The sequence below is a fragment of the Thiothrix eikelboomii genome, assembly GCF_900167255.1.
Lineage (GTDB): Bacteria > Pseudomonadota > Gammaproteobacteria > Thiotrichales > Thiotrichaceae > Thiolinea > Thiolinea eikelboomii.
Window position 1 is genome coordinate 1 of the sequence record NZ_FUYB01000005.1, and the last position, 13818, is coordinate 13818.

Consider the following 13818-nt stretch of genomic DNA (forward strand, 5'->3'; position numbering starts at 1 on the left):
AGAGCAAGAACATGACCTCTGCTTAGCTCGCCGCCACGCTCATCATCTTCCGGCGGGTAGCGTCTGTGCGGTGGATCTGGGCTATGTGGGGTTCAGGGTCGAGGGATGCTCTGTGGTCATGCCGTTCAAAAAGCCGCCGGGTCGAGACTTAGAGCCGGAGCAAATGGAGTTCAATCAGCGGTTGGCCAAGGTTCGGGTCAAGGTGGAGCATCGGATTCGCTCACTGAAAATTTTTCGGATTCTGAAGGGGGTTTACCGAGGACGGCGACGACGGTTTGAGCTACGCTTACGGTTGATCGCCGCTCTTGTTAATCGGATGATTGGGGGATAATTATTTTCGCAAGAGGTCTAATATTTGAAATAGTATTATTATCAATATTAATTTTTTGCTGCGAAGTCTGCTCTAAAGGGGTATGGCTACTAATGCTAATACCATCGGCCACGCCAGATAGATGGGTGTTGGTGATGTTTATAGTACTGGGTTTGTTATTTAAAACTACACGAATACCTGTCTCAGACTCAGGTAGTGTTCTAACTTGTGCAGGGCTCAAGCCTTTATTTCCAATATCTAAGTGATTCAAGGTGAGTTGTGAAGCATCAGTAGCATTAATCCTTTTTATTTGTGGAGGTGGCTCTTGTCCATTTAAAGTTATATTTTTATTGATATTAATAGTTTCATAGTTGCCAGACGGTACTGTCAGGGTACTACCTTCAGTAGCATTATCAATTTGTGCCTGCAGTTCAGCAGTGGGATCTGAGGCTTCAACTGATTTTATCGTAGCATCGAGTAAAGGCTGTATAATACTTTCCACTGGTTTTTGAAAAAAGCTAGTGAAGTTATCAACCAGTGATTGCTGGGGAGGAGTAAGTCCCCTCGCTGGGTATATATCCTTCTTCGTAGAAATTCCAGATATTTGCATTGTTATATTCCCTATTTTTTAAAATCCCTTTGTTTTTAAGCGTAGCTAATAAAATTAGCTTTAAATTTCTCTACAGAACGAACGCATGAAAAATCAGGATAGGCGGTAGGGTTCTCTACGAGCTGTGTTGATGGTTTTTGGCGGGAATCCAAGGTCTACGCGCTGACAGCTCACCGATTCCACGCTATCATGTTCCCATCTTAGCCGCCTTCTGCGGTTTTATTTTTGCTATATCAATAACGGATTTGAAGTCGATGCGTGTATCTCAATTTCCTTTGTCCACTCTACGTGAGACACCAGCTGATGCGGAAGTCATTAGCCATCAACTAATGCTGCGTGCCGGTCTGATTCGCCGCACGGCCTCTGGGCTTTATACGTGGATGCCGTATGGCCTACGTGTCTTACGTAAAGTCGAGGCGGTTGTCCGTGAGGAAATGGATAGGGCGGGTGCCGTTGAATTAATCATGCCTGCGATCCAACCTGCTGAGCTTTGGCAAGAATCTGGTCGGTGGGAGCAATATGGCCCGGAATTACTACGGGTGAAAGATCGACATGCGCGGGATTTTTGTGTTGGCCCTACGCATGAGGAAATTATTACTGATTTAATGCGTAAAGAGCTGAATAGTTATAAACAACTGCCCGTTAATTATTATCAAATCCAAACGAAATTCCGTGATGAAGTTCGCCCACGTTTTGGGGTGATGCGAGCACGGGAGTTTATTATGAAGGATGCTTATTCCTTCCATTTGACCCAAGAATCTTTACAAGCGACCTATGATAAAATGTACGCGGCGTATTGCCGTATTTTTGAGCGCTTAGGTTTAAACTTCCGCCCTGTCGCAGCAGATAATGGCTCGATTGGTGGTAGTGGTTCGCATGAATTCCATGTCTTAGCTTCCTCGGGTGAAGATGATATTGCCTTCTCAGACGCGAGTGATTATGCCGCTAATATTGAAATGGCTGAGGCAGTAGCACCCGCAGGTGAGCGTCTTCCTCCTAGTCAAACCCTACAGCAAGTGCATACACCCAATACCAAAACGATTCAGGCACTGGTCGATAATTTTAAATTACCCATTGAAAAGACGATCAAAACTTTAATTGTTGAAGCCTCCCCAGCAAGTGAAGCGAAGTTTGTGGCTTTATTAGTGCGTGGCGATCATGAGCTGAATGAAATTAAAGCAGAAAAACAACCTGAAGTGGCTAAGCCTTTACGGATGGCGACTGAAGAGGAAGTGTGGGCTGTGATGGGGGCGGGTCCCGGTTCGTTAGGTCCTGTGAATTGCCCGATACCTGTGATTGCTGATCGCACAGTGGCGGCGATGAGTGATTTCGGTGCAGGGGCGAATATCGAAGATTATCATTATTTCGGCATTAACTGGGAGCGTGATTTACCGTTGCCACGAGTCGCTGATCTGCGCAATGTAAAAGCGGGTGATCCAAGCCCCGATGGCCAAGGTAAGCTCTCCATTGTGCGTGGAATTGAAGTCGGGCATGTATTCCAGCTCGGTAAAAAATATTCCCAGACCATGAATGCCACGGTGTTGGATGAACATGGCAAAGCACAAACCATGATCATGGGCTGCTATGGGATAGGGGTAACGCGGGTGGTGGCCGCCGCTATTGAGCAAAACTATGATGAGGCGGGTATTCTCTGGCCGAAAGCGATGGCTCCTTTCCAAGTCTCGATTGTGCCTTTGAATATGCGTAAATCTGAAGCAGTCGCTCAAGCGGCTGAACAGCTGCATGATCAATTGCAGGCAGCGGGGGTCGAAGTGCTCTTAGATGATCGGGATATGCGCCCCGGTGCGATGTTCGCAGACCATGAATTGCTCGGGATTCCGCATCGGATTGTGGTTTCAGAGCGCGGCTTACAGGCTGGACAGTTAGAGTATAAAGCCCGCAAAGGTGGCGAAGCTGAGCAAGTCGCTCATGCTGAAGTGCTGAATTTCCTTCAAGCTAAACTGGCTTAAAGCGGATAAGGCTGGCGAAATTGACCTCAAGTGCAGCTTGTTAAAGTCTAAAAGGCTGCACTTTCACCCAAGCGCCCGCTTCAACGCCAGCATTGTCTTCATCTAAAATAATATAGCAATTGGCACGGCTCATCGACATGAGTATTCCTGAGCCTTGAGCGCCTGTGGTGTGGACTGTTAGACTGCCGTCCGGTGCTGGCTCATAAATAGCTCTTAAAAACTCAGTACGCCCCGGCTTTTTCTTGAGTCGCTGTGTGGTGCGAGCGGGTATCACTAATGGCTGATAGGCAGTTTCTCCGGCTAAATATAACAAAGCAGGTTGTACAATCTGTTGGAAAGTCACCATCACCGCGACCGGATTGCCCGGCAAGCCAAAGAAGAGGGTTTCACCCAATTGACCAAAGGCGAGCGGTCGACCGGGTTTAATCGCAATCTTCCAGAAACTAATTTCACCCAATTGATCCAGTATAGTTTTTGTATAGTCTGCCTCCCCGACCGAGACTCCCCCAGACGTGATGACGACATCCGCACTGTCGGCGGCCATTTTAAACGCTGCTTGCAGTGCAGCAGGTTGATCGGCAACCACACCAAGATCAACGACATCCAAACCTAGATTTTTCAGCATACCAAATAAGGTATAGCGGTTGCTGTCATAGACACAGCCTGCTTCCAGCGGCTCACCGATGGAACGCAATTCATCACCTGTTGAGAAGAAAGCCACTCGTGGTGCACGATAAACTTTGACTTCTGCAATCCCTAACGACGCGAGTAAGCCTAAGTCAGCGGGACTTAAACGTCGTCCGGCGGTGAGGACAGTTTGACCTTGAGTAATATCCTCACCTTGGCGGCGCACATTTTGTCCAAACTGATGCCCTGTACCGATGCGCACCCAACCCTCTGCTGTGGTTTCTGTGTGCTCTTGCATGACGACGGTATCTGTACCAGCTGGCATCGGTGCACCCGTCATAATCCGAATACAAGCACTTGGCGGGCAAGTTGCTGCAAAGGCATGACCTGCAAACGCGGTGCCTGCGATGGGCAAGGTTTTCAGGGCATTCAGTGGTAAATCAGCCGCCGCTACCGCATAACCGTCCATTGCAGCATTCGTATGGGCAGGCACATCCAACGGTGAGATAACGGCTTCTGCCAAAACTTGTCCTAAAGCGAGGCGCAAGGACTGCTTAATGACCGTTTTGATCGGTGTAATCGCCGCCAGAATACGGGTTTGCGCTTCATGCAGTGTCAGGCTGGAGGGTTCACGTGCATCAGCACAACTGGGGGTAGTTCGAAGCTCGGTCATGTTTTGGGTGTTACGGCCAACAATGCGCTCAAGAATAAATTGGGCGATCAGGCTGGGCTGTTTTAGATCAAGTTGCGTGACGCGCACCGGACTGGGCAAGTCTAAAGGTAGATCGCTGGCCAGTGCAATAATCTGTGAGTCGTGGGGAAAGAGCAGGGGATGGCCAAGGCTAGGGCGATGAATCTCAATTTTCGGTAGGGTTTCATGTTTAAAGCCTTCCACTAAAATCAGATCAATCTGCTGATCATTCACTAACTCTAGTGCAGCCGTCAGTGAAGCCTCCGCTACCTCACGCTGCTCAAACATGACCGCACGGCTTTGCGCTGAGGCTAAAATCACCTGTTCTGCCCCGGCTGTTCGAAAGCGAAAGGTATCCTTGCCCGGTTGGTCGAGTTCGATCTGATGATGGGCATGTTTGATCACCGCTAAGCGCAAGCCTTGAGCGCGTAATAGGGGGATAAGTTCGGTGATTAACGTGGTTTTACCCGTACCGCTCCATGCGCAAATGCCCACTATAGGGAGAGAGTTTGAACTCATAAACAGCCTTCTTGCAATTTCAACTAACTTGGCGGAAGGGTATGGGAGTCGAACCCACCAGAAGCTGTGTGACAGCCTCTCCCAGATTTGAAGTCTGGACATCCCACCGGGGTATGCCACCCTTCCAAGTGCTATAGCATAAGCTAATTGTTGCTAAAAAGCTGTGGGTTACGCAATAAGCGCTCATCACGGCGTTTACCCTGCGCACCTTCACCAACAATACGCCGAGTTAAGCCGACTCGATCAAAAAATTCTAAGATTTGAATGGCTCGTTTGCGCCCGATACCAATTTGATTGCGGAAATTAACCACATTCAATAAGGGTTGAGCTTGCGCACAGACGATAGCTGCCAAAGCTTGTATCGCAATGGGCGCATAAAATAAATCATGCACTATTTGATGCACTTCTCCCCGTCGGGTTTGTTTACACAATACTTGTCTAATCAGTGATTCTGGTTGTTGGAGTTGCTCGGCTAGCTCACGTACCCACGGTGGGTCAAAGCGGCCTGCCTGTAAAATAGGTAATAACTGTTCCCATAACTGTTGCTCTGTAAGGGTGAGGCTCAAAACATGCCCAGGGGCATGCAAAAAGCTCCCAGTTTGTACTAAAATTCCTTGTTGCAACCAATACTCGACTAGGCAGCTAAACAGGTCTGGACTGGCATTGGGGAGCGCCATCCGCCGTAAACGCTCACAGGAAATACCAGGTTCATCGGCTTGTTGTTGGTGAAAATAATCGAGATGGGCTTGAAGTTGCTCGTGTAGTTGTACCGCTAATTCGGGCAGCAGACACCATGCTTGCCCATGCTGATCCATGATCTGAATATCGGGTGTTTGTGCTTGTAACTCGGCTAATAAATGAGCCAAGGGATAATTCATCTGTAGCGCCCAAGCCTGTAAAGATAAGGGTAAGGTCGCCAAACGCAACAGTTGTAGCAGGGCTTGCTCAGGCTGTGCAGCAGTCAATGCTTGCAAAATTGCTTGACGTTCAGGCTTTTTGCGCCCCCGCAACGGCGGCATCACATCTAGAACTAGGCCGCCAGCTAAGGTGTGTTGCCCAGACATATCACGCAAAACAATACGGTCATGCCAAAAGATCGGCAAAGGCTCACTTAAATTACATTGTACCAGACCGCTAGTACCGGGTTGCCAAGCCGTATCTTCTAATAAAATGAGTCGTGCTGGGCATCGCGCTGCGCCATGATGCACCATAACTTGTAGACCTTCGCGCCAACGGTGAGCAGTATCCTGTGCCAAGGTAAGCAGAGCATCGAAGCGCTCACAGGGAGCAGGTAGGTGGTTGGCTAAGAGCCATTGCCCCCGTTCAATCTGGTCTTTTTCAACCCCCACTAACACTAAACCGCAACGACTGCCTGCGCTGGTGGTTTGTACGGCACGGTTTTGGGCATGAATAGAGCGGATACGCACGGTTAAACCTAACGGACTCAGTTTGAGTAGATCACCCACCTGCAATTGACCTGTATGAAGTAAGCCGGATACGGTAACGCCTTGGCCAGTTAAGATAAAACAGCGATCAAATGCAAAGCGCACGCCTTGGCTAGCTGCCGTCGTTATTGACTCGGGTAGTGCCAATAAATGTTGACGCAGTGCAGGGATACCGCTACCGGTCATGGCGGCGACTGGAAAAATAGCAGCCTTGGCATACGCAGTCTGCGCTAGCCATGCTTGAATTTCTAAGCAGCGAGCAGTGATCAGTTCAGGTTCAACCCGATCTATTTTGGTCAGGGCGATGGTCAAACCTTTGACAGCCATAAAGCTTAAAATGCCTAGATGCTCACGAGTTTGCGGCATAATGCCATCATCCGCTGCAATCACTAACACAGCTTGTTCGATACCGCTAGCGCCCGCCGTCATGGTCGATACAAATTTTTCATGCCCAGGTACATCGACAAAGCCTAATACGCGCCCATCAGAGCTGGGCAAATAGGCAAATCCCAACTCGATAGTGATACCTCGGCGTTTTTCTTCCGGTAAGCGGTCGGTATCTACCCCCGTTAAAGCATGAATGAGCGTAGTCTTGCCGTGGTCAATATGGCCTGCTGTGCCGATAATCATATCCTTGAAAATACCCTCGTTTCATCCTCTACTCGTAGGCAACGCAAATCCAACCACAGCGCCTTATCGGCTAAGCGTCCGATCACTGGACGTGGCAGCTCACGTAATAAGCGCTCTAGTTTATTCAGGCCACCTGCACGTTGACCACTAGGGCGGATGACCAAAGCAGCCGAGGGTAGGCGGTCAATGGGGAGAGATCCAGAACCGATTTGTGACCAACAAGGCTCTATACTGATCAGCAAGTTATGCCCCAGTAAAAACTGCTGCAATAGGGGCAACAGACGTTGGCATTGCGCTTGAATGTCTGCTTGTGGGCGGGTCAATAGACTGAGAATTGCTAAGCGCTCGGGCAAATGTTCAGGAGCACGATACAGTTGTAACACTGCTTCTAAAGCGGCCAAGGTCAACTTACCCACTCGCAAAGCACGTTTGAGCGGATTCTTTTTTAGTTTTTGGATGAGGGCTTGATCACCAACCAAAATCCCAGCTTGGGGGCCGCCTAATAATTTATCCCCGCTGAAGCTGACTAAGTTCGCACCCGCTTGCAGTGATTCACGAGGCGTTGGCTCATGCGGCAAACCCCAACGCTCTAGATTGACTAAAGTTCCACTTCCTAAGTCTTCGACAAACGGTAGACCGTGAGTCTGTGCGAGTGCAGCTAATTGGTTCGGTGCGACGGTATGCGTAAACCCCTGAATAGTATAATTACTGGTATGAATTTTCATCAGCATGGCGGTACGTCGAGTGATAGCTTGCTCAAAATCACGGGTGTGAGTACGGTTAGTACAGCCCACCTCAACTAGTTTCGCTCCAGCTCGCTGCATAATATCAGGGACACGGAAAGCTCCGCCGATTTCTACCAGTTCCCCGCGTGAGACAATCACTTCTTTGCGTAAGGCGAGGGTATTCAGTAGCAAAAAGACTGCTGCTGCATTGTTATTCACGATGGTGGCTGCCTCTGCGCCAGTTAGCTCGCAGAGTAATTCATGCACTAGCTCATCACGATCACCGCGCCCACCTGTGGCAAGGGCATACTCTAAAGCAGATGGCTCGCGGGCAGCAGTGACCAAGGCTTGTATGGCAGTTTCTGGTAAGGTGGCACGTCCTAAATTGGTATGCAGGACCGTTCCGGTAAGATTAAACACGGGGCGTAACTTAGGCGCTGCCCGAGTTTGCAAATGCTGGGCAGCCAAACCTAATAAGGTTTCGAACTCAGGTGGGGGGGCTGATGGACTTAAATTGGCACGGGCATTGGCTAATATCTGCCGCAGGGCAGCGACCGTTTCATCATGTCCATACAGCACCCGCCATTCACTGGCCATTGGGGTATTGAGTAACCGATCAACAGAGGGGAGTTGATGCCAGGGCGCACGCGCCACTGAGGCAGTTTGAGTCATCTTGGGCTTGAGGTATCCTCTTGATTTTCTAAAGTGAGTTAATTAATAAGCACTTAATAAATTCCGTGCGGCTCGTCCATAGCCTTCTTGTTCTAACATGACATCCAGCCCTAAGGTGGCTAGATCGTCTGCACAGGGGTCAAGTTGTACTTCACGCGGCAAGGATAATAGTTTCACATAACTCTGGCAGACCTCACAGCACTCGCCTTGGATAGGTGCTTTTTCTGAGGGTCCTAAGAGCACAACCTCTTTCGGACTATCGCAGTTGGTACATTTGGCACGTGCGGCCTGCCATTGGCTTTGGCATAAAGTACATACCAGATAACGCACCCCATGATTGGGGTCGCCCGTATGGACTAAACTGACCATTGGATGTGAACCACAGACAGGGCAAACCGCTGATTCACCTTGGTAGGCTGCATGGATTGCCGTCGGCAATTGACTGGCGCGTAAAGTCCACTCTACTTGTAACGCTGCGCCTAAAAAAGGTGCAGCTTCCGGTGTTACGCCGTCCTCGCCCAGCAACAAGGCTTGAGCTTGTGTTTGCCAAGTGGCTTTTGGCCAAGCCTGTAAGGTCTTGACCAAGGCCAGTGCTTCAAGGGTTAAGCCCTTGCCTACTTGGGTGGGAGGGCTGTGGGGGCTATGAGTAGTTGCCCCTATCAGCTCTGCTAAGAGTGCTTGCCAATACCCCCAAGAACGCTCGGTCAGTGCTAAAGAGAGAGAAGCTTGCGCTTCCCCATCTTCGATTTGGACTCGATCTACCAATCGCCCTTGTGCCAAGCTTAAAGCATGACAAAACAGCAACCACGCCGCTAAGTCATGCCCGTCAGCAAGATAATGTAGCCGCCTTGCTCGTTGCTGAAATACAGTACGTGGGTCAGGCAGCAGCAAACGGGGAGCGTTATGAGGCGCTATCCCTATTTCATCTGCTTTAAGCACCCGGGTCATTGGCGATACGATACTCATGAGCGCTTCTCTTCAGTAACTTCCTGATACCATTCGGGGTGGTGGTGTCGTGCCCAAGCCCGTCCGACTTTGCCAGTGAGCATGCCACGCATTGTACCTTTTACCCAAAAGGCTGCATAGATATGCACCATAATGCCTGCAATCAACACCCAAGCCGCAAAAGCATGGATCAAAGCTGCCAAACGCACCAGATCAATCGAGAAACTCGCTGCAAACCAAGGCCGCCAGAACATAACTCCAGTCACCAATAAGGCTAGCATGCAGAGAATCATCACCCAGAACAGCAGTTTTTGCCCCGCATTATAGCGGCCTACTGGGGGTAATTTATCGTCATTGCCTGCAATCACGTCCCCGATTTGCCCAAGCCACTTCCGATCATTTTTGGTCAGGTGGTTATGCTTCCAGAAACGTAAAGCTAGAATCAGGAAGAATAGGAACATGGCCACTCCCAAAAATGGGTGGAGGATGCGGGTCCAAGCGCCACCCCCAAAGAGATTACTCAGCCAAAATAGGGCAGGATGAAACAAGGCTAAGCCGGATAGAGCCGCAAGGATAAACAGAATAGCAACCATCCAGTGATTGGAGCGTTGTGAAGCGGTATAACGCTCAATTTCATTAGGCTGTGACATTATGCGTCCCTCCCATTGCTGCCTGATTGCCGAACAATAGCCAATTGATCATCTTCGTCCTCATGCACTTCTTTACGCCCACGTTTGATGAAGTGGAAGAAGGCACCTAAGGCAATTAAGCCAAAGCCTGCTAAGCCGAGCGGTTTGGTGATGCCTTTCCATAGGCTCACGGTGGCTGCAATCTTTGGGTTAGCAGGTAAATTGGCATATAGCTCGGGTTGGTCGGCATGTTGCAGCACATACATAACATGAGTACCCCCCACGCCCTGAGGATCATACAAGCCCGCATTCTGATAGCCACGGGCTTTCAGGTCGGTAATTCGTTCCTCAGCGTAGTCCTGCATATCCTCTTTGGTGCCGAAGTGAATGGCTCCGGTTGGGCAGGTCTTGACACAGGCGGGGGCTTGGCCGACAGCTACTCGATCTGAACACAAGGAGCATTTATAGGCCTTGTTATCCTTTTTCGAGATCCGTGGGATATTGAAGGGGCAACCCTGAATACAATACCCACAGCCAATACACTGGTCTTGTTGAAAGTCGACAATGCCATTGCTGTATTGAATAATTGCTCCCGGTGAAGGACAGGCCTTTAAGCAGCCCGGATCAGCACAGTGCATGCAACCATCTTTACGGATCAGCCATTCGAGCTTGCCATTTTGCTCCGTTTCACTAAAACGCATCAGGGTCCAGCTCTGATCAGACAAGTCAGCCGGGTTGTCATACACCCCGACATTCTTGCCGACTTCATCCCGCAAATCATTCCATTCCATGCACGCCACCTGACAGGCTTTGCAGCCAATACAAGTAGACACGTCGATAAGCTTTGCAATTTTCGGCAGATGGCGTACCTGTGGCGCTTCGGTCGTGGTTGCAGAGCGGCGTTGGATGTCTAACATAGTCATATTAAGCTCCTTACACCTTCTCAATGTTGACCAAAAACGCCTTGAATTCCGGTGTCTGCACATTGGCATCACCCACATATGGGGTCAGCACATTGGTCAGATAACCGGGGCGCGTTACCCCTTTGAATCCCCAGTGAATCGGGATGCCTACGGTATGAGTCGGTTTACCATTCACTTGCAGGGTCGGGATCCGTTTAGTGACAACAGCCACCGCTTCAATCTTACCGCGTTTGGAGCTAACTCTCACCTTATCACCGTGAGCAATCCCTTTGGATTTGGCAAGCTCCTCACCAATCTCAACAAATTGCTCCGGTTGAGTAACGGCATTGAGCCAAGAGTGTTTGGTCCAAAAGTGGAAATGCTCGACCAAGCGGTAAGTGGTTGCTACAAATGGATAGGCATCCGCTGTACCAAAATTCTCCTGATCACCGGGGAAAACTCGTGCGGCAGGATTATTTTTTGCCTTAGCATTGCTAGGGAACATAGGATTTTCCGCCAAGGGCGATTCGAAGGGCTCGTAATGCACTGGCAAAGGCCCCTCTTTCATACCCGCAAAGGCAAACAGGCGAGCAACACCTTCAGGATTCATAATGAAGGGGCTAACCTCAGCGGGGGGCGCATCAGGGCGAATGTCAGGAATATCATTACCCGTCCATTTATCACCCACCCACTTGATGACCGTGCGTTTTGCATCCCAAGGCTTACCATTAGCATCACAGGAGGCGCGATTGTAGAGAATGCGGCGGTTAGCAGGCCATGCAAACCCCCAATTCAAAGTTTGCCCTAAGCCGGAAGGGTCAGAGTTATCACGCCTTGCCATTAGATTACCAACTTGTGACCATGAGCCGGAGTAAATCCAGTTGCCACAGGAGGTCGAGCCATCATCCCGCAATTGGGCAAATCCCGCCAATTGTTCGCCCGCTTTCGCTAATACCTTAGTTGGGTCTTTCAGGTCCAACACATCGGCTAAGGCGACCCCTGAGACTTCCTTAGCTAATTCTTCAGGTGAGGGTTTATTCGGGATACGATAAGGCCAATGCAGTTTCTTTAAGGGTTCGGAGTTTGCTCCTTGGCCATCGGCATACATGTCACGCAGCTTTAAAAACAAAGCAGCCATGATTTCTGCATCACCTTTGGTTTCACCGGGGGCATCAGCTCCTGACCAACGCCATTGAATGACCCGCCCAGAGTTAGTAAAGGAGCCTTCCTGTTCGGCAAAAAGGTTGGCGGGTAGACGGAAGACTTCGGTCTGTACCTCTTCGGGTTTAACATCATGGTATTCGCCATGCGCTTTCCAAAACTCAGAGGTTTCTGTGGTCAGTGGATCCATTACGACCAAATACTTAAGCTTGGCTAGAGCTTGACCGAGTTTGGCGGCGTGCGGTACAGAGGCTAAGGGGTTAAAACCTTGGCAGAAAAAGCCTGTGAGTTTACCTTGATGCATGCGCTCAAAGAGTGCCAATACATCCTGTGCACCGTCGATTTTCGGCATCCAGTCATAACCGAATTGGTTTTCAGCGGTCGCATTGGGGCCATACATAGATTTCAGATGGCTGACAAAGAATTTGCTGTAATTTGACCAGTAGTTCATCTGTCCAGCTTGCAGCAGCTTCGGTGTTTTAGCCTCAATAAATTGTGCCAAAGTCGCTTCTTTATCGGTTGGGTTTGCCAAGTAGCCGGGCAAACTAGCACCAATCAAGCACATATCGGTGATACCCTGCACATTCGCATGTCCGCGTAGTGCATTGATACCGCCACCTGCCATGCCAATATTACCCAAGAGTAATTGGATTAAGGCCATAGTACGGATGTTTTGCGAACCGACAGAATGTTGCGTCCAACCAAGCGCATAGAGAATGGTCATTACCTTGTTGGGCTTGGCGCATTCCCCCATCATTTCGAGGATTTTTTCATAATCCTTTTGGGGCGTACCCGTTACTTTGGAAACCACTTCAGGCGTATAGGGCGCAAAGTGTTGTTTCATTAATTGCAATACGCATTGAGGGTCTTGCATGGAGTAGTCGATCTTGGCAAAGCCCGTCGCCTCATCCATCTGGTATTTCCAAGTCGTATTGTCGTAGGAACGTTTGGCCTCATCGTAGCCAGAAAACATACCTTCATTAAAGGTATAACCGGTATTGATTAAATACCCAGCATTGGTATAGGCCTGTACATATTCGTGATTAATTTTGTCATTGGTCAGTAAATAGTTGATGACGCCAGACAAAAAGGCAATATCCGAACCGACACGGATCGGTGCATAAAAATCTGCCACTGCCGCTGAACGGGTAAAGCGTGGATCAACCACGACAAGCTTGGCACTTCGGGTTTTTTTCGCTTCAATGACCCATTTAAAACCGCAGGGATGAGCTTCGGCAGCATTGCCGCCCATGATTAAAACTAAATCAGCATTCTTGATGTCGACCCAATGATTGGTCATCGCACCACGCCCAAACGTCGGAGCCAGACTGGCCACCGTCGGTGAGTGTCAAATACGAGCCTGAGTGTCGATAGCGGTCATACCTAAACCGCGCAGCACCTTATTGGTGAGATAGCCTGCTTCATTAGAAGCTGCCGAGCTTGCTAAAAAGCCAGCAGATTGCCAGCGGTTGACAGTAACACCGTCTGCATTCTTGGCCTGAAAATTAGCATCACGGTCAGCACGCATGTGAGTAGCAATCCGCGTAATCGCCTCATCCCATGAAATACGCTTCCATTCAGATGTACCAGCTTCACGGACTTCAGGGTATTTTAGACGATTGGGGCTATGGATCATATCCAATAAGCCAGCACCTTTCGGGCATAGCGTCCCTCGATTGACAGGATTGTCAGGGTCGCCTTCGATATGGATGATTTCTGCTTTAACGTTTTTGGCTTTGTCACCGATGCTATACATGAGTACGCCACAACTGACAGAGCAATAAGGGCAAATATTACGCGCTTCGGTAGTGCGCTCTAGTTTAAAAGGTCGAGTGGCTGCTTGGACTTGTTCTGGGCTTAGACCTAAAGCACCAAGTCCAACACTGGCTACTCCACCGGCGGTCACCTTAAAAAATTGGCGACGGGTCATTTGAGCAGTCATTGAGACGATTCCTCCTTCAGTATTTTTATTAAAAACAAAC

The 13818-nt window shown here is 49.5% G+C and carries 10 protein-coding genes and 1 tRNA gene; 2 read left to right on the top strand and 9 right to left on the bottom strand.

Annotated features, from left to right (window positions below):
• On the top strand, positions 1-331 hold a 331-nt coding region (locus B5D50_RS07085), incomplete at its 5' end, for a transposase family protein (RefSeq protein WP_143594287.1).
• Here the strand turns inward: B5D50_RS07085 and B5D50_RS07090 are convergent.
• Positions 309-920 (bottom strand): right-handed parallel beta-helix repeat-containing protein, encoded by a 612-nt coding sequence (locus tag B5D50_RS07090; protein ID WP_078921900.1) that lies wholly within the window; start codon positions 918-920, stop codon positions 309-311. The two genes, B5D50_RS07085 and B5D50_RS07090, sit on opposite strands and share 23 nt — an antisense overlap.
• Positions 921-1174: 254 nt before the next feature.
• Here B5D50_RS07090 and B5D50_RS07095 point away from each other — a divergent pair, with 254 nt between their 5' ends.
• Positions 1175-2890: a proline--tRNA ligase gene (locus B5D50_RS07095; protein WP_078922125.1), complete on the top strand. Its 1716-nt coding sequence runs from the start codon at positions 1175-1177 to the stop codon at positions 2888-2890.
• A gap of 40 nt (positions 2891-2930) precedes the next feature.
• On the opposite strand, the gene B5D50_RS07100 is transcribed toward B5D50_RS07095, so the two are convergent.
• The 8 genes from B5D50_RS07100 to fdnG all read right to left on the bottom strand — a co-directional run bounded on the left by B5D50_RS07100 (position 2931) and on the right by fdnG (position 13778).
• Positions 2931-4727: a bifunctional molybdopterin-guanine dinucleotide biosynthesis adaptor protein MobB/molybdopterin molybdotransferase MoeA gene (locus B5D50_RS07100; protein ID WP_078921901.1), complete on the bottom strand. Its 1797-nt coding sequence runs from the start codon at positions 4725-4727 to the stop codon at positions 2931-2933.
• A gap of 29 nt (positions 4728-4756) precedes the next feature.
• Positions 4757-4853: transfer RNA gene (locus B5D50_RS07105), tRNA-Sec, on the bottom strand.
• 17 nt (positions 4854-4870) lie between these two features.
• Positions 4871-6802 carry a selenocysteine-specific translation elongation factor gene (selB, locus tag B5D50_RS07110; RefSeq protein WP_078921902.1) on the bottom strand — a complete coding sequence of 644 codons (1932 nt, stop codon included), beginning with the start codon at positions 6800-6802 and terminating at the stop codon, positions 4871-4873.
• Positions 6799-8199, bottom strand: coding sequence for an L-seryl-tRNA(Sec) selenium transferase (selA, locus tag B5D50_RS07115; RefSeq protein ID WP_078921903.1), 1401 nt, complete (start codon positions 8197-8199; stop codon positions 6799-6801). The genes selB and selA overlap by 4 nt, the downstream gene beginning before the upstream one ends.
• A gap of 42 nt (positions 8200-8241) precedes the next feature.
• On the bottom strand, positions 8242-9165 hold the full coding sequence (locus B5D50_RS07120; protein WP_078921904.1) for a formate dehydrogenase accessory protein FdhE: 924 nt from the start codon (positions 9163-9165) through the stop codon (positions 8242-8244).
• On the bottom strand, positions 9162-9794 hold the full coding sequence (locus tag B5D50_RS07125; RefSeq protein ID WP_078921905.1) for a formate dehydrogenase subunit gamma: 633 nt from the start codon (positions 9792-9794) through the stop codon (positions 9162-9164). Before B5D50_RS07125 ends, B5D50_RS07120 begins: the two co-directional genes overlap by 4 nt.
• Positions 9794-10696, bottom strand: coding sequence for a formate dehydrogenase subunit beta (gene fdxH / locus B5D50_RS07130; RefSeq protein WP_078921906.1), 903 nt, complete (start codon positions 10694-10696; stop codon positions 9794-9796). The genes B5D50_RS07125 and fdxH overlap by 1 nt, the downstream gene beginning before the upstream one ends.
• Positions 10697-10706: 10 nt before the next feature.
• Complete coding sequence (gene fdnG, locus B5D50_RS07135) at positions 10707-13778, bottom strand: formate dehydrogenase-N subunit alpha (protein WP_143594288.1); 3072 nt, start codon at positions 13776-13778, stop codon at positions 10707-10709.
• Between the last annotated feature and the right edge of the window lie 40 nt (positions 13779-13818).

Bases quoted from the DNA above. Each gene is read 5' to 3' on its own strand.
- B5D50_RS07090 (WP_078921900.1), bottom strand. From the start codon at position 920: ATGCAAATATCTGGAATTTCTACGAAGAAGGATATATACCCAGCGAGG.
- B5D50_RS07095 (WP_078922125.1), top strand. From the start codon at position 1,175: ATGCGTGTATCTCAATTTCCTTTGTCCACTCTACGTGAGACACCAGCT.
- B5D50_RS07100 (WP_078921901.1), bottom strand. From the start codon at position 4,727: ATGAGTTCAAACTCTCTCCCTATAGTGGGCATTTGCGCATGGAGCGGT.
- selB (WP_078921902.1), bottom strand. From the start codon at position 6,802: ATGATTATCGGCACAGCAGGCCATATTGACCACGGCAAGACTACGCTC.
- selA (WP_078921903.1), bottom strand. From the start codon at position 8,199: ATGACTCAAACTGCCTCAGTGGCGCGTGCGCCCTGGCATCAACTCCCC.
- B5D50_RS07120 (WP_078921904.1), bottom strand. From the start codon at position 9,165: ATGAGTATCGTATCGCCAATGACCCGGGTGCTTAAAGCAGATGAAATA.
- B5D50_RS07125 (WP_078921905.1), bottom strand. From the start codon at position 9,794: ATGTCACAGCCTAATGAAATTGAGCGTTATACCGCTTCACAACGCTCC.
- fdxH (WP_078921906.1), bottom strand. From the start codon at position 10,696: ATGACTATGTTAGACATCCAACGCCGCTCTGCAACCACGACCGAAGCG.